The 20,278-nt window shown below is 37.1% G+C and carries 23 protein-coding genes and 1 pseudogene; 12 read left to right on the top strand and 12 right to left on the bottom strand.

Annotated features, from left to right (window positions below):
* On the top strand, positions 1–1,001 hold a 1,001-nt coding region (locus EGI31_RS13330), incomplete at its 5' end, for an ISL3 family transposase (protein WP_255035273.1).
* Between the two features lie 20 nt (positions 1,002–1,021).
* The gene (locus EGI31_RS13325) at positions 1,022–1,888 is read left to right on the top strand and encodes a CE1 family esterase (protein WP_255037724.1); all 867 of its coding nucleotides are present in this window, start codon (positions 1,022–1,024) and stop codon (positions 1,886–1,888) included.
* A 211-nt stretch (positions 1,889–2,099) separates the two neighbouring features.
* Here the strand turns inward: EGI31_RS13325 and EGI31_RS13320 are convergent, their stop codons facing one another.
* Positions 2,100–2,618 (bottom strand): GNAT family N-acetyltransferase, encoded by a 519-nt coding sequence (locus EGI31_RS13320; protein ID WP_255037723.1) that lies wholly within the window; start codon positions 2,616–2,618, stop codon positions 2,100–2,102.
* 128 nt (positions 2,619–2,746) lie between these two features.
* Between EGI31_RS13320 and EGI31_RS13315 the strand changes: the two genes are divergently transcribed.
* Complete coding sequence (locus EGI31_RS13315) at positions 2,747–3,328, top strand: Crp/Fnr family transcriptional regulator (protein ID WP_255037722.1); 582 nt, start codon at positions 2,747–2,749, stop codon at positions 3,326–3,328.
* Positions 3,329–3,431: 103 nt separating this feature from the next.
* Positions 3,432–4,184 (top strand): LamG domain-containing protein, encoded by a 753-nt coding sequence (locus EGI31_RS13310; protein ID WP_255037721.1) that lies wholly within the window; start codon positions 3,432–3,434, stop codon positions 4,182–4,184.
* A 108-nt stretch (positions 4,185–4,292) separates the two neighbouring features.
* On the opposite strand, the gene EGI31_RS13305 is transcribed toward EGI31_RS13310, so the two are convergent.
* The gene (locus tag EGI31_RS13305) at positions 4,293–5,588 is read right to left on the bottom strand and encodes a prolyl oligopeptidase family serine peptidase (RefSeq protein ID WP_255037720.1); all 1,296 of its coding nucleotides are present in this window, start codon (positions 5,586–5,588) and stop codon (positions 4,293–4,295) included.
* A 175-nt stretch (positions 5,589–5,763) separates the two neighbouring features.
* Here EGI31_RS13305 and EGI31_RS13300 point away from each other — a divergent pair, with 175 nt between their 5' ends.
* On the top strand, positions 5,764–6,132 hold the full coding sequence (locus EGI31_RS13300) for a winged helix-turn-helix domain-containing protein (RefSeq protein WP_255037719.1): 369 nt from the start codon (positions 5,764–5,766) through the stop codon (positions 6,130–6,132).
* Between the two features lie 45 nt (positions 6,133–6,177).
* On the opposite strand, the gene EGI31_RS13295 is transcribed toward EGI31_RS13300, so the two are convergent.
* The 3 genes from EGI31_RS13295 to EGI31_RS13285 form a co-directional block, all read right to left on the bottom strand.
* Positions 6,178–6,690: a molybdopterin-binding protein gene (locus EGI31_RS13295; RefSeq protein ID WP_255037718.1), complete on the bottom strand. Its 513-nt coding sequence runs from the start codon at positions 6,688–6,690 to the stop codon at positions 6,178–6,180.
* A 20-nt stretch (positions 6,691–6,710) separates the two neighbouring features.
* Positions 6,711–7,445, bottom strand: a complete 735-nt coding sequence (locus EGI31_RS13290; protein WP_255037717.1) for a sulfite exporter TauE/SafE family protein — start codon at positions 7,443–7,445, stop codon at positions 6,711–6,713.
* Positions 7,446–7,641: 196 nt separating this feature from the next.
* Positions 7,642–8,103, bottom strand: coding sequence for an SRPBCC family protein (locus EGI31_RS13285; protein WP_255037716.1), 462 nt, complete (start codon positions 8,101–8,103; stop codon positions 7,642–7,644).
* 374 nt (positions 8,104–8,477) lie between these two features.
* Between EGI31_RS13285 and EGI31_RS13280 the strand changes: the two genes are divergently transcribed.
* The gene (locus tag EGI31_RS13280) at positions 8,478–9,005 is read left to right on the top strand and encodes a DinB family protein (RefSeq protein ID WP_255037714.1); all 528 of its coding nucleotides are present in this window, start codon (positions 8,478–8,480) and stop codon (positions 9,003–9,005) included.
* 193 nt (positions 9,006–9,198) lie between these two features.
* Positions 9,199–10,359: an MFS transporter gene (locus EGI31_RS13275; RefSeq protein ID WP_255037713.1), complete on the top strand. Its 1,161-nt coding sequence runs from the start codon at positions 9,199–9,201 to the stop codon at positions 10,357–10,359.
* Between the two features lie 101 nt (positions 10,360–10,460).
* Here the strand turns inward: EGI31_RS13275 and EGI31_RS13270 are convergent, their stop codons facing one another.
* From EGI31_RS13270 to EGI31_RS13260, 3 genes are all read right to left on the bottom strand, one after another.
* Complete coding sequence (locus tag EGI31_RS13270) at positions 10,461–11,468, bottom strand: LLM class flavin-dependent oxidoreductase (RefSeq protein WP_255037711.1); 1,008 nt, start codon at positions 11,466–11,468, stop codon at positions 10,461–10,463.
* Positions 11,469–11,904: 436 nt separating this feature from the next.
* Positions 11,905–12,417, bottom strand: a complete 513-nt coding sequence (locus tag EGI31_RS13265; protein ID WP_255037710.1) for a hypothetical protein — start codon at positions 12,415–12,417, stop codon at positions 11,905–11,907.
* Positions 12,418–12,439: 22 nt separating this feature from the next.
* Positions 12,440–13,090, bottom strand: coding sequence for a hypothetical protein (locus EGI31_RS13260; protein ID WP_255037709.1), 651 nt, complete (start codon positions 13,088–13,090; stop codon positions 12,440–12,442).
* A gap of 249 nt (positions 13,091–13,339) precedes the next feature.
* Between EGI31_RS13260 and EGI31_RS13255 the strand changes: the two genes are divergently transcribed.
* Complete coding sequence (locus EGI31_RS13255) at positions 13,340–13,882, top strand: gluconate 2-dehydrogenase subunit 3 family protein (protein WP_255037708.1); 543 nt, start codon at positions 13,340–13,342, stop codon at positions 13,880–13,882.
* 60 nt (positions 13,883–13,942) lie between these two features.
* A complete protein-coding gene (locus EGI31_RS13250; protein WP_255037707.1) occupies positions 13,943–15,658 on the top strand; it encodes a GMC oxidoreductase in 1,716 nt (571 codons plus the stop codon).
* 86 nt (positions 15,659–15,744) lie between these two features.
* Here the strand turns inward: EGI31_RS13250 and EGI31_RS13245 are convergent, their stop codons facing one another.
* Positions 15,745–16,014, bottom strand: coding sequence for a type II toxin-antitoxin system RelE/ParE family toxin (locus EGI31_RS13245; RefSeq protein ID WP_255037706.1), 270 nt, complete (start codon positions 16,012–16,014; stop codon positions 15,745–15,747).
* Positions 16,007–16,255 carry a hypothetical protein gene (locus EGI31_RS13240; protein WP_255037705.1) on the bottom strand — a complete coding sequence of 83 codons (249 nt, stop codon included), beginning with the start codon at positions 16,253–16,255 and terminating at the stop codon, positions 16,007–16,009. Before EGI31_RS13240 ends, EGI31_RS13245 begins: the two co-directional genes overlap by 8 nt.
* A gap of 337 nt (positions 16,256–16,592) precedes the next feature.
* Between EGI31_RS13240 and EGI31_RS13235 the strand changes: the two genes are divergently transcribed.
* Positions 16,593–17,351, top strand: a complete 759-nt coding sequence (locus EGI31_RS13235) for a hypothetical protein (RefSeq protein ID WP_255037704.1) — start codon at positions 16,593–16,595, stop codon at positions 17,349–17,351.
* 4 nt (positions 17,352–17,355) lie between these two features.
* Here the strand turns inward: EGI31_RS13235 and EGI31_RS13230 are convergent, their stop codons facing one another.
* Positions 17,356–18,243, bottom strand: a complete 888-nt coding sequence (locus tag EGI31_RS13230; RefSeq protein ID WP_255037703.1) for a helix-turn-helix domain-containing protein — start codon at positions 18,241–18,243, stop codon at positions 17,356–17,358.
* 146 nt (positions 18,244–18,389) lie between these two features.
* Here EGI31_RS13230 and EGI31_RS13225 point away from each other — a divergent pair, with 146 nt between their 5' ends.
* A complete protein-coding gene (locus EGI31_RS13225; protein ID WP_255037702.1) occupies positions 18,390–19,154 on the top strand; it encodes a hypothetical protein in 765 nt (254 codons plus the stop codon).
* A 102-nt stretch (positions 19,155–19,256) separates the two neighbouring features.
* A pseudogene (locus EGI31_RS13220) lies at positions 19,257–19,637 on the top strand (cyclophilin-like fold protein).
* 201 nt (positions 19,638–19,838) lie between these two features.
* On the opposite strand, the gene EGI31_RS13215 reads toward EGI31_RS13220, so the two are convergent.
* On the bottom strand, positions 19,839–20,278 hold a 440-nt coding region (locus EGI31_RS13215), incomplete at its 5' end, for a transposase (RefSeq protein WP_255037701.1).

Genomic DNA, 20,278 nt, shown 5'->3' with positions numbered 1-20,278 from the left:
ATTGTAAAATACCACGTGTAAAAACTGTTGAGAATAAGGTTGAACAAGTCTCAGTACCGTGGGCACGGGAAGGTAGTGGTTTTACACTTCTGTTTGAGGCATTTAGTATGTTGTTAATAGAGCAAGAAATGCCAGTCAACAAGGTAGGCAAAGTGATTGGAGTTTACCCCAATCGCATCTGGAATATCTTTAATTATTGGCTTGGAATTGCTTATTGTGGTGCAGATCATAGTGATATTTCAACATTGGGAATAGACGAGACAAGTTCTAAAAAGGGGCATGATTATATAACCGTTGCGGTGGATATGAAAACTTCAAGGGTAGTACATGCAACTGAGGGCAAGGGAGCAGACACCATTACGAAAATAGCTGATTATCTGGAAACTAAAGGTACCCAGAGACAGAATATCAAGCAAGTTTGTATAGACTTATCACCCTCTTTTATCAGTGGTGTGGAGTCAGAATTTTCAAATGCTCAAATAGTATTTGATAGGTATCATGTCAAAGCACTCTTGAATAAAAGTATGGACGACTTAAGAAAACAAGAACTAAAGAATCACCTAATGCTAAAAGGGCAAAAGTATTTGTTTCTCAAAAATGACAAAAACATGACGGCTTCTCAAAAAACACAGAGAGATATGTCACTAGAGGCATTACCCAGATTAGGTGCGGCTTATCGTTTAAAAATACTATTTGACGACTTTTGGTCTATTAAATCGCCTCAAGAAGCTCAAGGGTTTTTAGCCTATTGGTGTGATATGGTAAAAGAGGCAATGATACCTCAATTTGAGAAATTTGCAGACACCGTAATCAAACATTGGAAAGGAATTACAAACTATTCTAAATACCATATTTCAAACGGAATTTTAGAAGGTATTAATAGTAAAATCCAATTGGCTAAAGCTAGGGCTCGTGGATACAGAAATAAAAACAATTTTATCAGTATGATTTACTTCATTGCTGCTAAACTCAAATTCAAGTACCCACTCTATTCAGCATAGAGCCAAATTTAATATCAGAAATGAAAATAATTATTAACCTTTTTCTCTTCTCTTTACTATCAAGCTCAGCTTTAGGCCAAACTTTGGCAGATTCATTACTTATAGAGAACCATCACCGAAGTTTTTATTTTATACCTGCTCCAAAGCCAAAGGCTTCGCTTGTTTTTGTCATTCATGGCTCTCAGGGTGATGGTCAGATTATCAGAAAAAGTGATGCTGAAAAGAAATTAGAAGCCATAGCTGCTGATGAAAATATATTTTTGGTATATCCCAACGGTTACAAAAGATATTGGAACGAATGCCGTAAAACTGCCAACTCTGCTGCCAATATGGAAAATATCAATGAGGAAGCATTCTTTGGCCAAATGATAGATTATTTCAAAGCCAAATACGACATAAATGAAAAGAAAGTGTTTGCTATCGGTACTTCTGGAGGTGGACATATGGCCTACAAATTGGTACTAACTATGCCAGAGCGTTTCAGGGCCATAACAGCTTTTATAGCCAATTTGCCTGATACCAACAACTTAGACTGTGCCGAAAGACATGTAGCCAAGCCCGTCATGATTGTCAACGGAACGGCTGACGAAATTAACCCTTACAATGGAGGAGAGGTGAAGTTGGGGCCAAAAGTGAACTTGGGTTTTGTAAGGTCAACCGATAGAACGCTCAATTATTGGTCAAGTTTAGCAGGCTATAAAGGCTCTCCAAAAATGGAATCTATGCCAGACAGAGACCCAAAAGATGGCAAAACCGTAGAAAAATATACCTATAAGTCCAAAAGGAAACCAGAAATAACGCTTTTCAAAGTCATTGGCGGTAAGCACGACTATCCCAACGACATTGATGTTTATTTAGAAGCTTGGAATTTCTTCAAGCGAAATTGATTCACTTTTGAAGAATTTCAATATTCGTTATACAATAGTTTTAATCGAATAATTTTTTTAGCATTGAATATTCCAATACAAATAAACTAAATCTTTCTAGAAATTATGAGTAATTTCGGTTAAGTAATACCTTATTTTGAGTTTTTTTGAGAGTGGCTAAATGGCTGCTCTCTTTTTTTATGCAAAGAGAGGGTGTTTTTGGTGGAAAAAATCACAAAATCAGTTTCATCATGATGTCTGTTTGTTCATCGTCGCCCAATTTAAAAATATGTTTATCAAATTCTACAAAGCCATTTTTCTTGTAAAAGCTAATTGCTCGAGGATTTTCTTCCCAAACACCTAACCATACATACTTTACATTTTTTTCTTTGGCTATGTCTATTGCTTTATTATAAAGCACTTGACCTACGCTTTTACCATGAAAATCTTTCAAAACATAAATTCTTTCTATTTCTAAGGCACTTTCATCCTTCAACTCTGTTTGTGAGGCTCCAAAGTTCAGTTTCAAATATCCAATAACATCATCGTCTTGTTTGGCAAAATAAAATGCAGTGTTTGGGTCGTTTAATTCTTGGGATAGTTTCTCTTCAGAAAAACCCTCCTCTAGATAGTTCTTCATGTTTTCTTCTGTGTTTCCTGCCGAAAAAGTTTCTGAAAACGTCTGCCTTCCTATCTCTTGTAACTGCTTTAATTCGTTAATTCCGATTTTTTTTATGTCAATATTTGCCATTCATGTTTTTTTATTAAAGGGTAAAATCTTTATGATATTCAAAAAAAGTACTTAACTTAAATGCTAAGGAGAATTCGAAATTTGAGTAATTTCGGTTTTTGAAACAAAATAACAGATTTAATTTATTAATGCAATCACTTTTCAAAGAATTTGAGGAAATTCTGCCACTCAGTGCGGAGGAATCAGAAATAATAGAAAGTAAAATCAGATTTTCAATAGTAAAACGAAAGGGTTTTCTTTTGAAAGAGGGATGTGTTTGCAAACATTACACTTTCGTAATCAAAGGCTGTTTTAAGATGTATGGGGTAGATGACAGGGGATTTAGTCATAACATACAATTTGCCGCTGAAGGCGATTGGATAGCTGATATCGGTAGTTTTTACACGCAAACCGCCAGCAAACTTAATATTGAAGCCCTAGAATACTCTGAAATTTATCAAATTAGTCAGCCTGATTTATATTGGTTATTTGTGGAGGTAAATAAGGTAAACCGAATGTTTAAAGTCATTTCAGAAAGCAATTTCGTTGAAATCCAAAACCGTGTTTTACAAAATTTCAGTTCAACTGCCGAACAAAGATACTTGAGTTTTTTAGAGCAGTATCCACATTTGAGTAATAGACTTCCTAATACACAAATCGCATCTTATTTGGGCATTACGCCTGAATTTTTGAGTAAAATTCGGAAGGGATTGAGCAAAAAAGGACTTTGATATTTTACTTTTCAAGCTTTCATTTCTTAATCTAGGTTAAGGGTAAAACCCGGATGTGGCCTCTAATTTTGCAGTATTATTTTAACATTTAATCTTGCAAAACATGAGAAATATTTTAATTCATTTTACCTTATTTTTGATTGGTTTATACGCCACAGAATGTTTCGGACAAAATGTTACGTTTGGTAAGCAGACTTTTGAGTTACACAATGTTACTGGTTCGGTTATAGATTTTCAGGGTAAAAAAGTCTTGAAAATTGAGCGTGATTTAAAGGCTCTACCTTTTGACGAAAAAAACTTGGAAACCACTGTTGATGACCGCCACTACGCAAGACTTCTCGACATTGATGATTTTGAAAACGGCACGATTGAGGTAAAAATGTATAGTCAAATTCAAGATCCTTCTCCTTACCCTCCAGCAGCAGGTTTTATTGGATTATATTACAGAATCAAGGAAGATGATTCAGCTTGGGAATCTATATACTTAAGACCAAAAGTGGGTAGAATCAATAACCAAATGGCGAGAAATCATGCGGTACAATATTTTTCTTATCCTGATTTTAAATTCCAAACGCTGCGAGACAAATTTCCAGCGGGATCGTATGAAGGTTCTGCTCCTGTGGCACTTAATGAATGGATTACGATGCGATTAGAAATCAATGGTGAGACGGCCGAAATGTTTATCAATGACATGAAATATTCTTCATTTATAGTCAATAAAATGTTGGGGAAAAACAAAAAGGGCTATGTTGGGCTGTATGTTGATATTGCCACCACTGGCTATTTTAAAGATTTGAAGGTTACAAAAAGAGCTTTGAAAAGAACAAACGAAGAACTAAAAGTGAATGACATTTAAACTTATAAGCTAGGTGATTTTAAAAGAGGCTGTCATTTACTTTGACAACCTCTTCTGATTTTTTCTAGAACCAATTTTGCAGAAAATTCATATTCAGATTTTGCTATTTCATTTCTTCTTTTGAGCCGCCATCCATTCCATTAGAGTAGTTGGTTTGCCATTTAGCAATACGTCCGAACCGTCGAATTCGGTATGAGACTGATTGGCGTGTGAATATATCCAAGACCAATGTCCGTTAAAATGGAAGTTTTCGCCTCCATACATTCCCGTTAGGTCTGTTACGTGATCATAATAACTCAAATGCACATTTTTAGCTCCAGCCTTTTTTAGTCTTTCATATACAGGAACGGCCGTTTTAACTGGGTCTGTGGTTCTATCATCTTTTGCATGGATAAACCAAATTGGGATATGTTTTATGCTATTTATTTGACTATCAGTAATGTATTGTGATTGATAAGCCAAAGCACTGATATATCCAGCGGCAAAATAGCCAGGCTCTTTCAAAAGCAATTTCAACGACATGTAACCTCCATTTGAGCAACCACCCACATAAATTCGTTTTTTATCAATATCTGGGTGGGTATTCACGTAGTTTTTTATCAAAGCCATCAAACCTACATTGTAAGCGTCTTCTCCATTACCCGACTGCATCTTGCCGTCTTTGTCTTGCATCCAAGCACCAGGAGTTTGCGGAACCAAAACATAGGCTCCACCAAAATATTTCTGTATCTCAGGTGAGGCATAATTGGTGGCTTTGTTGCCCATGAGTGCCACGCTCGGGTCTGTTCCACCCTCGCCACCACCGTGTAGCCATATAATCAATGGAGTCTTTTCTGAGGATGTTTTTGGTTTGAAATCGGCATAGGTTAGAGATTTTCCTGGCTCATATTCGAATTTTCCACTAAAGTCAAAATCATCTGCCAGTGGGCGGATTTTTCCTTTTTCTTTGCTCCAAACTTCATTAGTTTTGGTATTGGTCACGGTTACTTTATAGTCAACCCATTGATTTCCTCGGCATTCGGCCTTTTGTGAGTATTGCAAGGCCGAAGTTATGGGCGAGTTGGGTGCCACGTACAATACCAAAGTGGCAAAGGAGCCTTCTTCTGCTCTGTTGCCTTTGCCGTCAGAAATATAGGCATAAACCACTGTTCGATTTCCTTTGGCAAAAGCCGGAGGAATAACTGCACAAGAGTGGCTTCTCTCGGCAACTACTTCGTAATCAGCCATGTTGGCTGTTTTGGCAGGTGCATCGAGGGCAATAATGACTTTGTTGACAGCGGGTCCCCAGTCGAATGTTTCGATAACCAAGGTATATTCAGGATTTTTGGCGGCTTGCACTTGGCATGTAATAGCCAAAAGAAATAGCAAAAGAAATTTGAATTTCTGCATTAAGAATTTTTCCATTTTTTATTAAGGTTTTTTGTGCAAAATACGAAATTATTGAGGTTCTGAATCGAATTTAGCGGTTAAATATGTTTTTTGTCCCTTAAGTAGTCATTAAAATTTAAGTCAGCAAAACTTTGGGTTTATGTGCTTCAAAAGTTTTCATAACTTTGGATAAATATTACTGCTGTCAGTCATGACCATAAAAGACAATCTGAAGTCCGACCAGAACTTTGCCATAAAAGGTGTAGTAAGAATTATCGGTGAAAATGACCGTTTTTTTGGACCTGGTCGGTTACAGCTTCTGGAGAATATCATTGCCACGGGTTCTATAAGCCAAGCGGCTAAGCTCATGGGCATGTCTTACAAAAAGGCATGGGATATGGTGCAGTCTATGAATCAGCAAGTTATAAAGCCAATTGTAAGCACTCAAACTGGCGGAGAAAAAGGTGGAGGCACCATAGTGACGGAAGAAGGAAAACATCTTATGGCGGCCTTCAAACAACTACATGAAGAAATTCAACAGTCTTTTGATTTGAAACTGCAGGAATTTTTAGCCTCTTGAAAACCTTCTTCGACGTAGCCTGGAACGATTATGGCCGACCAATCTTTAAATTTTTTTAATCTCAATACTTTGTAGGCCTTTTATATGTCTTCGGCCTGTTTTGAAGTCCTTGTTGGCAATCATCAAGATTCGCTCAGAACTATCAGTTTGAGATTTTCCGTCTGCCTCAGTTACAATAAAAAATGAATTTCCGAGGTCTGTGTTGAAGAGTTCGTTCCAAGATAGCACTACAGAGTACCCGTCTGATGCTTTCAGAATTAAATAATATTCGCTCAATAATTTTGGCGATTCTGTGGTTATTTTGATGTCATTTAACAAACTAAGCAAAGGAACTCCTTTCATATTTTTGTATTCCTTTCTAAATTCGCCAACATGGTTTGTTATCTTAAAATCACCTATTTCTACGGTTTGTTTATTCTGTAAATCAGCGAAAGTAATTGTTTTTGGGGTCTCAACTAAACCCTTGATAACGAATTCATTTGTGGATTCTACATTTTTTTGCGAAGAACCGAGTAACGGGCTGATCAGTATAAAAAAGGTAAATATTTGGGCTTTCATTTTGAATATTTATTTTAGACTTAAGTAAAAATTAATTTCAAACTGGCTATGATTAACGATACTGCCAGAAGTTTCCTAAGGGTAGCGTTATTGAATCTTTGACTGCCGAAATAAGAACCAAACAAACCTCCAATGATGGTTGCAAAAACAGCCCATTGCATATTTTCAGGCAATTGTAAACCACCTTTTTGCAGTAAACCGTACAGGCCAGATAGCGAGTTTACAAATATAAATAGAGCTGAAATAGCTGCTGTTTCTTTTAGGTTAGACCACCTCATGAGCAACATCAATGGACTCAAAATAATACCACCGCCAATACCAATCATACCTGATAATAAGCCAATTAATGCACCGGAAAGTAATCCAGCCCAAACGGGAATTGGGCGTTTGTTGCTGTGGTTATCATCAAACTTATATATCAAACGGACTATGGAAATGAGAATACAGATTGCAAGTATTTTTTTGTAAATGGTGTCGGGAAGTGTCATGGTGCCGCCCACAAACGCCATGGGAATACTGGCCAGAGCGAAAGGCCAAAATAACTTAAACTTAAAATGCCCTGCTCGGTAAAAACCTATAAAAGAGAACAGGGAAACCGCAAGGTTCATGACCAGGGCTGATGATTTCATAAGTGCTGGCGACACCGCCATGATGGCCATAACCGCCAAATAACCGCTGGCTCCACCATGACCTACGGAAGAATATAAAAATGCTACAATTGCGAGTAGTAAAAGTAAAATGAGGTCCGATGACATAAATTTAAGGTTGGGTTTTTCGATTCAATCTTTAAATCAAAATTTTAGGTAAAAAATGATTTAGAGAAACCGTTATATAAATACAAATATAACGAAAGCTCAGCGACTTCCAAAAATTCTTTCCTGCAAAATTATTTGGAATCCAAGTGATGATTTATTCGATATAAAAAAGTTTAACTTCTTTTTCAAAGGCTGTTCAAGAGCTCATTTTGGCCAACTCTTTTTCAAGCCTGTCAAAGTTTTCCTCATTTTTGTCAACTGCAAAAGCCTTTACTTTTCTGCATTCGTTTTCGTTTTCGAAAAGCATCTTAAAAACAAGCTTGGTTTGGTTCTCTGATATTTCTTCAAAAGTTGCAAGCACCTGAAAAAGTGGTTTGGAATGGCGTTTCCAAGCAATAAGTGATGGTTCTTCTATTTTTATGAATTCGCATCCATTCAGATAATTTCCCTTGTCAGGGCCGTGCATAACAAAACTCCACTGGCCACCAACTCTAAAGTCAAATTCATTGAAAGTATTTGTGAATCCGTTTGGTCCCCACCAGTTTTGGAGGTGATCAGGAACAGACCATGCTCGAAAAATCAGTTCCCTATTGAAATTGAAAATTCTTGAACTTTCGATTTCACAATCTGGTGTTGTGGCTATTATTCGTGTTGTCATTTCTCGGTTTTGCTTTTTATCTGTTTTGAATTCCCTACACTTACTTCAAATAGTATGTTCGAAATTCAAAATAAATGATTCTGAAAGAATTGTACACCAAAAGAATGAAAATTCTTATTTAGTCGATTTGGAACAGTATGAAACTCGTTATTAGAGTAGATTTTTTTCTAATCTTTCCGATGCCGACCAGTTCAAGCTTCGCTTTTTACTGCCTTTTCTGACATCTAAATTATCTCCTTCAAAAATGTGTTTGGTTTTTAAATATTTGTAAATTATTGAAAGTCAATGGAATGTAAAAGGATTAAATATCTCAATATTGTGGAACAGAAATCCAACAAATTCTGTAATTTTATTATCTAAACTATTAAACAAAAATGAAAAAACTAAAACTCGTATTTTCGCTGATTCTGGCCTTGTTGGCTATTCAATCAGTTAATGCACAGTCTATTGATGAAATGGTGAAGGAATGGGAAAGAGCCAAAGCTTACACCAAAGAGTATTTGGATGCCATGCCAGCCGACAAATATGATTTAAAGCCAACCCCCGAAATGCGTTCATTTGCAGAACAAATGTTACATTTTACAGATGCCAATTATGCGTTTGCAGCGGCTGCAACAGGTGAAAAAAGCCCAATTGGACAAGGCGAATCAGAAAAGTCTGCTGATAAGTCTAAGGAAAATACGACCAAGTTGGTTTTGGCGGGCTACGATTTTGTAATAGCCGGCATCAAAAAAATGAATCCCGCTTCGATGAACGAAAATGTGAAAATGTTTGGGCGATTTGAGATGACCAAAGGTGTGGCATTAGCCAAATGTTTCGAACACCAAACCCACCACAGAGGTCAAACTACGGTGTATATTCGCTTGGCAGGTGCAAAACCACCACAAGAGAAGTTGTTTTAAGATTTTCTAGGCATAGAAATAGGGTAGGGCTTTCTTTCCAAGGGAGTCCTATTTTTTTGCATCTTAATCCACCAATTGAAATTTCAAAAACTATCGTAAAGATTCGTGTTTGCCAAATAAGGCTTTGTCACCTATCGAGAAATTATTTTTTCTCGAAGTTTTGATTCTTTAGTTTTGTATCAAATTTTTCAAAATGAAGGACAAGAAATTAGTCATTAATAGGATAGCTGTTTCAACTTTCTTTTTTGTAAACGGTTTTCTGTATGCCAACTGGACCTCCAGACTGCCCGAATTGCAGCGTTTTTATGGACTAAACAATGCTCAATTGGGCACAGTTTTGTTCTGCATTGCATTAGGTTCAATGGCTTCTATGCCTTTTGCAGGCTGGTTGGGCAGTAGATTTGGCTCTGATAAAATCGTCAAAATAGTTGCACTTTTGTTCTGTATATCCATTCCAATGGTAGCCTTATCTCAAAACGAATGGCTCATCAGGCTTTGTTTCTTCTTTTTGGGTGCAGCCTCGGGTGCTATGGATGTCACGATGAATGGCCAGGCGGTTCTAGTAGAAAGGCTTTGGGGCAAAATTATATTCTCGTCTTTTCATGCTATTTTTAGTATTGGCATGGCCTTGGGAGCGGCCGTAGGAGGTTTGTTTTCAAATTTTCAGGTATCACTTCAAACACATCTCAACATTATTGGGATCTTCGGCATTCTTCCCATACTTTGGGCTTCAACCAAACTCATCAGAGACCATATTCACGAACCTGTTGTTGCCACGAACAACCTAAAAACTGATAATTTCTTGGCTTTTAAAACCATTCTTCCATTTGGTATAATTGCTTTCTGTTGTATGACTGGTGAGGGTGCCATGGTGGACTGGTCAGCCATTTTTATGAATACCGTAGTGAATCAAAGCGAGCTTATAAGTGCCTGGGCGTTTGGTATTTTTGGGGTTTCTATGACCATTGGACGTATATTCGGTGACTATTTCACACTCAAACTAGGTAAGCAGAAACTGATGTTGATAGATGCCCTTTTGGCTATTTTCGGTTTAGGTATTGCACTGTTTTTTGTATCAGTTTGGAGTACATTTTTGGGCTTTTTTTTAGTTGGCTTAGGGCTTTCTACCATCGTGCCCATAGTGTTTTCGTCTGCTGGAAACCTCAAAAATATAAGTCCATCGGCTGGGATTTCTATGGCCACATCGATAGGTTACACCGGATTCTTTATTGGCCCTCCAGCAATCGGTTTTCTGGCCGAAACCTTTGGCTTGAGACTTGGATTGGGCTTTGTGTTGGGTTTGTTTGTGATGATGGCGATTGTGTTGTTGCGGATTTCGGAGAAAGAGGATTAATTGTCTATGTAGGTCAATGTCTAAAGAATTAGCTTGCATACGCTGAAAAATTAACGAATTCACAAGTATTGCTCCGTAAAATCTAATCATTTATGAGCCTATTACAAATTAACCACCTTCACAGAACCCATAGCTTCATTTAGAATTCTGAAGGACTTCAATTTTGCGTCCAAATCGAAAATGTGTGAAGCTACCATGAGTTCGTCTATTCCAGTTTCGGAAATGAACTGTGAAAGGTTTTCTTTCAACGTTTCTTTGCTTCCGTAAAATGTACAAGAAAGCATATTGTTTACCGCATTTTTAACTTCGGGGATATTGTAACTCTCGGGAAAAGTACCTGCTGGCCTTAGCGGTTTTCGTGTGTTAGTAATAATTCCGACAAAAAGATTTAATAAACTACTCAACAATAGGTTTGCCTCATCGTCTGTATCTGCACCTATTACATTCACACAGGCCATAATGTAGGGTTTTTGAAGAGAAGCCGATGGCTTGAAATTGCTTCGGTAAATTTGAATAGCTGTCCGAAACTGAGCAGGAGCAAAATGCGAGGCAAAAGCATAAGGAAGCCCTAACTCTGCAGCCAAATAGGCACTGTCAGTGCTCGAACCCAATATCCAGATAGGTACATCCAAGCCCTCACCTGGGAATGCCCGCACTTGGGCGTCGGAATTGTCATCACTAAAATACTTTTGCAATTGCCGCACATCTCTTGGGAAAGAGTGGGCCGTTTCTTGATTTCTTCTCAAAGCCATTGCAGTCAATTGATCGGAACCGGGTGCCCGACCCAAGCCCAAATCTATTCTACCAGGATACATGGTTTCCAAGGTACCGAACTGTTCTGCTATGACCAACGGGCTGTGGTTGGGCAGCATGATTCCCCCAGAACCTATTCTAATACTTTCGGTTTTCCCTGCCACATGACCTATCAAAACAGACGTTGCCGTACTGGCAATGTACTCCATATTGTGGTGTTCTGCCATCCAAATACGCTGATAACCAAGTTTTTCTACGTGTTGGGCGATTTTTACAGTATTGTCTATGGCAGTTCTGTGATTTCCTCCCTCTACCACGGTGGCAAGTTCAAGAACTGATAAAGGTATTTTAGTCATTTGACATAAGTGCTTTATTTAAGAACCCCAAGTGCTTTTGGAAAGTTTACCAGGAGCTTAATAATTATGAGCTTGACATTGAATTCAAGATTTTTTTGAATTGGCCAACACCAGATGTTCAGTGAGCTAGGTGAAAAATCATAAGTTTTTACTTCAAAAAACAATTTTCCGCCGATTCTCTGTAGGTTTCTCTAATTGAAAACTCATTTTCAACCAAAAAATGCTGTTTTTGCGAAAGGCATCAAAAAAAGGCATAAAAAACCATTGTGGATTTCTAGATTCTTATAAACTAATCATTAGACCGTTATTTTTTAACTTGTAAAGATTGTATTTACCCCTCGGGGAAAAGAAAAAACACCACCAATACTGTTATGAATATGAGTGGTGTTTTTGGTTTCTTTATCAGGGATCCAACAAGCCAAAATGATTCTTTTATTTAGACAAAAAGCATGATAATTGTGAGTATAATGCCTCCAAGCGTAAAATAAAGTCCTTTTTTGAAGATTTTAGTTCCGGGCAAAAACATCCAAAATGATGAAACTACAAAAAAGAATAAGGATAAGCCAAAAAACAAATTCAAGTAAAACAAGGGATCATTGGTGGTGGCTTTGTGTAAGTGTTCCATTTTGCCTAGTATAAAAGGTAATTCTTTTTTCTCGGCTTTTATTTCACCAGTTTGAGAATTGTACTGGCCACCTTTGAAGTAAATAATTCCATTTTCTTCTTTTTCAACATTCACCTTCATTTTCAATATCGGGCCAAGCTGGTCCCCTTTTAAGTTGGGTTCAACAGTTTTTTCGATTTTCACAACACTTTTAAGAAAATCGGTATTTCTGAACACCATTATGATACCACTGATGGAATACACCGCCATGATGCCAGCTAAGAAAAAGCCCAAATAGCGGTGGTAAGTCCGCATGGTTTGATTGAGTTGGTTCGGTTTTGCCATTTTAAAAAAAACAGATTAATTGTTAAATAAATTTATACTGAAAAAATACTCCGAAATTTGATTTTACTATTTTACTTGGACCATAATAGTCTTGGTTGAAGCCAAGCCCGGTTGAAAAACTTTTTTTGCTTATACCTGTCCGCAAGACTATTGAACTTCTTTCGTGGTGGTTATCATTGATACCATGAACATACAAACCTTGGATCCGAAAATAAGGATTCAATTTGTCATTTTTTGGAGCATATTCTAATTGGCCGAAATTCGCCAACCCTGAGGACTTGTTAAGTTCAATGGTTGGATTTAAAACAATAGTGAAGTTTTTGTTGACGAAAACATACTCTAAGCCTGCTATTGGTGCAAAACCTTTGACAGAGCTGAAAGTGGCTCCGCTGGTTATTTTCAGACCTTTGTAAATGTCATAATTGAGCTGAATATTCGAAAAAAGTTCGTTATTGGTCTTATCTACATTTTTATAATCGCCAGCCAATGTTGTTAAGGAGAAAATGCCAAATTTACTTTTAGAAAAGTTTTTAATGATAATAGTCTGACCTTGAATACGCTTGTGCCCCAAAAGGAACTCAACTGGTGTAGGTTTTATGGGTGATCCATTCGAAGGTTTTTCTTGAGCATAACTTTGGGTGGAAATGAAAACGACTAACAATAATTTCTTCATTTGAGACTTTTACTTTCGGTTTGCAAAGGTATTTCTTATATTTTTTTTATTTCATAAAATTCGATGAATACTAAATAATTTTAGATGGAATAGTTATTATTTCGAAGCAATACGATCTAAATAGAATTCGATAAACTCGGAAAGTGACTTCTGAAGAATTAATTGCGGAAAGATTAAGTTTTCTAGTCTGATTTTCGGATTGAATAAATATATTTGTTATCAATACAAAATTCAATCGATAATAAAAAAATGAACAGACGAGAAGTCATACGAAATGTGGCCTTGATGTTGGGGGGGACCTTCTCAGCACCGACCATCATGGCCATGGATAAATGGGAAACATTTACTTCACCCAATAACAACGATTCTTCATTCTCTTTGACAGAGACGCAACAGAAAATTCTTGCCGAAATTGCGGAAATGATCATCCCCAAAACTGATACTCCTGGAGCAAAGGATGTGGGTGTGCCTGCTTTCATTGTAATGATGTTGAACGATTGCTATAGGGAACCTGAACATCAGAGTTTCTTAGATGGCTTGGCCTCAATGGAGAAGGTGAAGTTTTTGAGTTTAAAGGCTGATGAAAGAACTGGAGTTCTGAAGCTATTGGAACAAGAAACCAAGAAAATTACAAGTAAAGTTACCCCGTTTTGGCGTTTAATGAAAGAATTAACGCTTCTGGGTTATTTTACTTCAGAAGCAGGCTTAAAAGCTTCTTTTGAGTATGTTCAAATTCCAGGGAAACTGGAACTCATCAAGTTAAAACCAAATCAAAAATCATTTGCTTACTGAAAATAATTAAAGCACGATAAATTCATTCGTGCCTTAGTGACAAAAAACAAACTGAAAATCATGAATTTAAATATAAAAGCAAATAAAAATAATACATTCGATGCCATAGTAGTTGGCTCGGGAATGTCTGGTGGCTTCGCTGCTAAAGAACTCACAGAAAGGGGGTTAAAGGTTTTGATGATAGAGCGAGGTCACGAAATAAAGCATATCGAGGGCTATGATACTGCCATGAAAGAGCCTTGGGATTTTGAGCACCGAGGTAAAACCACCAATATTTCTGCAGAAGAACGTTGGGCAAATAGTCGTTTTTGGGGATTGGGAAGCGAGGAAGTGGTGAATCATTTAACCAACGACAAAGAAAATCCTTACATCGAAATACGTGCTTTTGACTGGATCAGAGCCTATCACACAGGTGGAAAATCAATGCATTGGGGCCGTCAGAGTTATAGATGGGGAAAACATGATTTTGAGGCTAATGCGAAAGAAGGTATCGGCATAGATTGGCCCATTCGTTACGAAGACTTGGAGCCTTGGTATACACATGTGGAGAAATTTGTGGGCGTAAGTGGTCAAAAAGAAGGTCTTGAGGTTCTTCCAGATGGACATTTCTTGCCGGCTATGCCACTTTTTGCTCCAGAAGCTCATTTTAAAAATAAAATGTTTGAGAAGTTTAACCGACCTGTGACTGTGGGTCGCGTGGCAAATTTGACTCAAGCCCAAGACATACATACCAAATTGGGTCGTGGCTCGTGTCAATATAGGAACAAATGCAACAGAGGCTGTCCTTATGGGGCATATTATAGTTCATTGTCTGGTTCAATTCCAGCAGCCATGCGAACCAATCGATTGAGTATCTTACACGATTCAATCGTTTCTGAAATCATTTACGACGAGCAGAAGAAACGTGCTACGGGCGTTCGAATTATTAATCAGAACACGATGCAAACTGAAGATTTTTTTGCGAAGATAATCTTCCTAAATGCTGGTTCAATTAATACTGCGGCTTTGATGTTGAATTCAAAATCTAATCGTTTTCAAAATGGCTTTGGTAATGACAGCGACCAGGTGGGAAGAAATCTAATGGATCACCAACTGGGCTCCGGGGCATCTGCCACAGTAGATGGTTTTGAGGACGACTATGTATATGGTCAACGGCCAAATGCCATGTATATTCCACGATTCAGGAATTGGGGAAATGACAAGCAAACCGCATATCTGAGAGGTTTTGGTTATCAAGGAGGTGCAGTGAGAGATGGCTGGGAAAGAGGAGTTGCCGCCGACGGATTTGGAGACGACTTTAAACAAAGCCTAACCAAGCCTGGCCCTTGGAGTATCAGAATTGGAGGTTTTGGTGAGATATTACCAGACCCAAACAATAGGATTTTTCTTGATCCTGTGAAAAAAGACAAATGGGGAATTCCGATGATTGTGACTGATGCAGCATTTGTAGAAAATGATTGGGCAATGCGAAAAGACATAGTTGCCAGTGCCGTTGAAATGCTAGAAACCGCAGGATTTAAAAATGTGACGCCTTATGACCGACCGACACACATGGGCTTGGGGATACACGACATGGGAACTGCCCGCATGGGCCGCGACCCTAAAACATCAGTCTTAAATGCCTTTAACCAAGTACACGATTGCAAAAATGTGTTTGTAACCGATGGGGCCGCCATGACCTCCGCTTCATGCGTCAATCCATCAATTACCTATATGGCACTTACAGCTCGTGCTGCTGACTTTGCCGTGAAGGCTCTGAAGAAGAAGGAATTGTAACTGAAATTTGGTCGAGGTGGATTTTCTTTGCCTCGATCATTTTTTTTATTCAAATCTTTGATAATCGGTTTTTTCAAGGATTTGAATTATCTGTACAAATGACTACCAATATCCAAAAGTATAATTTGGTCGTCTAGAATAATAAAATCCAGCAAAATCCTGTATTTCATGTTGATGCTGATGGAGTAAAATTCTTGAAGATTTTCTTGTAATTTATGCAGCCGAAGTGAAGGGTGGAAAGGATTTTCTTCTAATAAAAACAAGGTTTTAGAATATTGACTTTTAAGCTCAGGATGCTGTTTTTTGAATTTTTCAAGGCTTTTTTCGTATCGCCTTGTACTCAATATTTTAATCATTCCAGAGCCTGTTTATATGTTCTTCTGCGTTTTCATTTACAAACCTTCCCTCCTTAATGTCTTGTTGTGCTTCTGCTAATGCCTTATCTAGCTCATATTCACGCAATTCATCAAATTTTTCAACTTTCATAACAACGTATTTCACCTTACCTCTGACAGTAATTCCAACCTCATCGAAGTGCTTCATTTCTTCTTCAATGGCCTTTAATCCTCTTACTTTTAGATCATTTGCAGCAATCATATTCTTTATAGTTTTTTAATAGTACTTCTAAAAGTTCGATTAAGAGTACTATTAATCAAGTTGTTTGTTTAAAATTTTAGATTATTTCTAGCAAATCTCTCCCCGAATTATACAAATGTTTCTTGACCTTTGTTTGAATTTAATTCGGTGACACTACCTGTTTTTTCGATTTTATCAATGCTTGTCAGAACGTTTAATTCAAAAATACGATAAAGCTGTAAGTCTTTTTGAATTTTTATAGTTGATAAGTGAAAATGGTAAATGATGCCGTAGTAATGGTAGTTGGAAATATAACAAAAAGTAAGACCTTTGCACTAGAACTAAAAGAGCCCTTTCGATGAAGTCAGTTTCCATCTCTATTTTCTTGATATTTTCTTTCTACGCTACTTTTTCTCAGAATACCGATAGCACCCAAACTCCCACTTTCTTGAGAGGACAAATTACAGCTACCAACAACGGTGTTTCGCTAATACCCACATTTTCGTTGGGGAAACCTGCCATTTTATTCGATATGAACGTGGGTAAGGGACGATTGAGTTTTGATCCCATGTTTCGCTTTGGTATGACTGGCAAACCTTGGGCTTTTGTATTTTGGTGGCGGTATAAACTTATTCAGCAGAAGAAATTTAACCTTGGCTTGGGAGCTCATCCATCGGTGGTTTTTCGAGACATTTCGGTGACAGAAAACGGAACAACCAGGAATTTCTTGGCCGCTCAGAGGTTTTTTGCATGGGAGGTTTCGCCCACCTATCTGGTGTCCAAAAATGCCAGCCTAGGGTTATATTATTTAGGTTCAAAAGGTCTGACTAAGGATGTTTTGCAGCATACTACATTCGTTGCATTGCGAAGTATATTAAACTTGAAACTTTCTAATAAATTTAGTTTAGGCTTCATTCCACAGGCATATTATCTAAAAATGGATGACAATGATGGCACATATATAAACGCCACCTTAAATTTATTCAAAAGAAATTTCCCAGTCTCATTGAACGCCATTGCGAGCAAAGCCATAAAAACAGATATTGCTGGAAAAGATTTTTTGTGGAGTATAGGCTTGGTGTATAACATTAATAACCAGTATTCTAAGTTAAAGTGACCGTTTAATTCAACCCACGAAACTCATTCGGACTTACCCCAACTTTTTGTTTAAATAAACGTGTGAAATGTTGCGGATATTTGAAGCCGAGCTCATAGGCTATTTCACTAATAGATTTAGTGTTGTCCATAACTTTATATTTGGCAAGGTCGAGGATTTTCAAATGTATAAGTTCTAAGGTAGTTTTCCCTGTTTCTTTTTTTAATAAATCTCCCAAATAATTGGGTGAAAGATGTAGCTCCTCCGCAAAATAAGTTACAGTGGGCAATCCTACATTTTGTAGTTTATCACTGAGCAAATAATCGGTCAATAAGTTTTCAAATTTTTCAATGACATAATGATTAGCCGTTTCTCTTGTTATAAACTGCCTGTCATAAAAACGAGCACAATATTTCAAAAGCAACTCAATGTTGGCAACCAATATCTTTTTGCTGTGTTTGTCAATGTTTTGTTTTATTTCTGTTTCAATATTTCCAAAACAAATATCTATGAGGCCCCTTTCTTTTTCAGAAACATGCAAAGCTTCGTAAGAATCATAGCTGAAAAACGAATATTCGTGAATTGTTTTAGCCAAAGACGTGCCTTTGATGAGGTCAGGATGAAAAACCAAAGCCAGCCCATATGGCTGATGCCATTCACCTTCAGGCTCTGAGCCGCCCACCTGCCCAGGGCCAAAGAACACGATGCTTCCTTCTTCATAGTCATAGTGCTTTAAGCCATATCTGAGATCACCACATTTGCTATCTTTAATGATAATGGCATAAAAATCCAATCTGAATTTGCCTCTTTTCAATGGATTTCCTTTGCTGAGGTCCAGTAGGCTAATCATGGGATGCAAATTAGGGTGATTGAAAGCTTCATTATAGGTTTTAATGCTATCGTAAATGACCATATTTTCTAAATTTTAGGTAAATCTAAAAGAATAGAATCATATATTTTTCTATAAAAGTGAAATTGGTAAGTCAAACCGTAAAATGTATAAGAGATTGGGATTAAGAGCTTGGTAATTTTGTAAATCAAAATTATTCAAATCTGAAAATGAGGTTATTAGTACTATTTGTTCTCTTGTTTTTTTGTTCCAAATTATGCTTTGCTCAGTCTGATGACAGCACACAAACTCCTATGGTATTTTCAGGAAATGTCGGCTTTACCAACAATGGTTTTTCTATTATTCCAACGTTTTCTCTAGATAATCCCGCATTTGTGGCCAATTTATCTTTCAGGAAAAAGAAATTGAGTTTTGAACCAGATATTCGATTGGTTCCCAATGCCGAAAAAGGTGGCTTGATTTGGTGGCTGCGATATCGTTTGGTTGATAATAAAAAATTTGGTTTTAGGATTGGTGCACACCCCGCATTTACACTCATTCGTCGAACCGATGTAGAAGACGGGAAAACCAAGGAAATCACCGAAATGCTTCGTTTTCTAGCTTTTGAGGCAGTGCCGAGTTATCAATTCAGAAAGAATTTCGGTGTAAGTGCCATGTATTTACATGGCAATGGCCTGCAAAACCACGGTCCTCAATTGACACGTGTTTTGTTTCTAAACACAAACATTACGAATATCGGCCTAGGTAAAAGTCTATATTTCAACGTTTTTCCTTCTATTTATTTTTTGTACACCGATGGCTACAGAGGAGATTATTTGACAATGACAGGTTCATTGGCTCATAAAAATCTACCTTTTAGTTTGCAAGCTACTATTAATCAGACTTTTAAATCAGATATCCCCGGTAATAAGGATTTTATGTGGAACGTGACTTTGAATTATAATTTTAAGAAGATTTACAAGAAACTCAACTAAATATTTATCAGAGTGAAACCATTGTTCTTGCTATCTTTTATTCAGTTATTCATAGGTTTGAGTATTTTATGTAAAGTCGAAAATCAAATATTTCCAGAAACAATGATTGAAAAAAACAAATTTCTAAGCGGAAATAAAATACAAATCAATATTGGTCAAAAAAAATTCACAGCAACACTTATAGATAACCCAACCTCCAAAGCTTTCAAATCTCTTTTGCCTTTGACGCTCAAGATGGATGAATTAAATAACAACGAAAAATTTGCATAATTGCCCCAAAGCCTACCCACCAACGCTTCGGTACCTACTAGTATTCAGTCGGGAGATTTAATGCTGTACGGTTCGAGAACTTTGGTGTTGTTCTATAAAAGTTTTTCTACTTCCTACAGTTATACCAAAATTGGAAAAATTGATGATGTAACTGGGCTTTTGGCGGCATTGGGTGGTGATGATATCAAGGTAGTATTTCAATTGGCTGATTAAAGCGTACTTAGTTCAACTTCTGGAACTGAGGGTGCTCACCTAGGTTTCGGCTTAAAATGGCTGGTAAAGGCATAAAATAATTGAACCCAAGACCGCAGGTGCTTTCAATAGCGGACATAATAAGCCAAATGAGGTATTTTAATGAATTGTGGTTATTCTCGATTGAAAATACTTTCTTATTCTATTAACCCCTTGTGCGGTTTAAATAAACATGGCATGCTTCAACTGATTTATTGGTCTATTGTTTGACATATTTATGAATTGTAAAACAGCTACAGCGTTTACCTTTGCAACGACTCTTGTAAGCAGGCCATCTAATGATTTTGAGTAGTTTCTTTTAAACATCATTTGATCACAGAGTTGTGAAAAAAGTGTTTCAATTCTTTTTCTAATATATCGATAAGACTTATTCCACACATCTACTCTTTCTTTCATATTACCTCTAATTGGTGTTATTAGTCTGATTTTGTCTTGTTCAAAAAGAGATGTTTGATAGCCCAATGAGAGATAACCTTTGTCTGCAATTAACTCATAACCTGCAAGTTGTTCTTTTTTGTCTATCATTCCAAGATAGTTTACGTCATGAACATTGGCTGAGGTTAATCCAACAGACAGTGGTACACCTTTTTGTGTAATCATCA

This window comes from Lacihabitans soyangensis, from assembly GCF_024343775.1.
Lineage (GTDB): Bacteria > Bacteroidota > Bacteroidia > Cytophagales > Spirosomataceae > Leadbetterella > Leadbetterella soyangensis.
The sequence above is the reverse complement of the archived record's forward strand: the minus strand, read 5'-3'. Positions and strand labels throughout refer to the sequence as shown.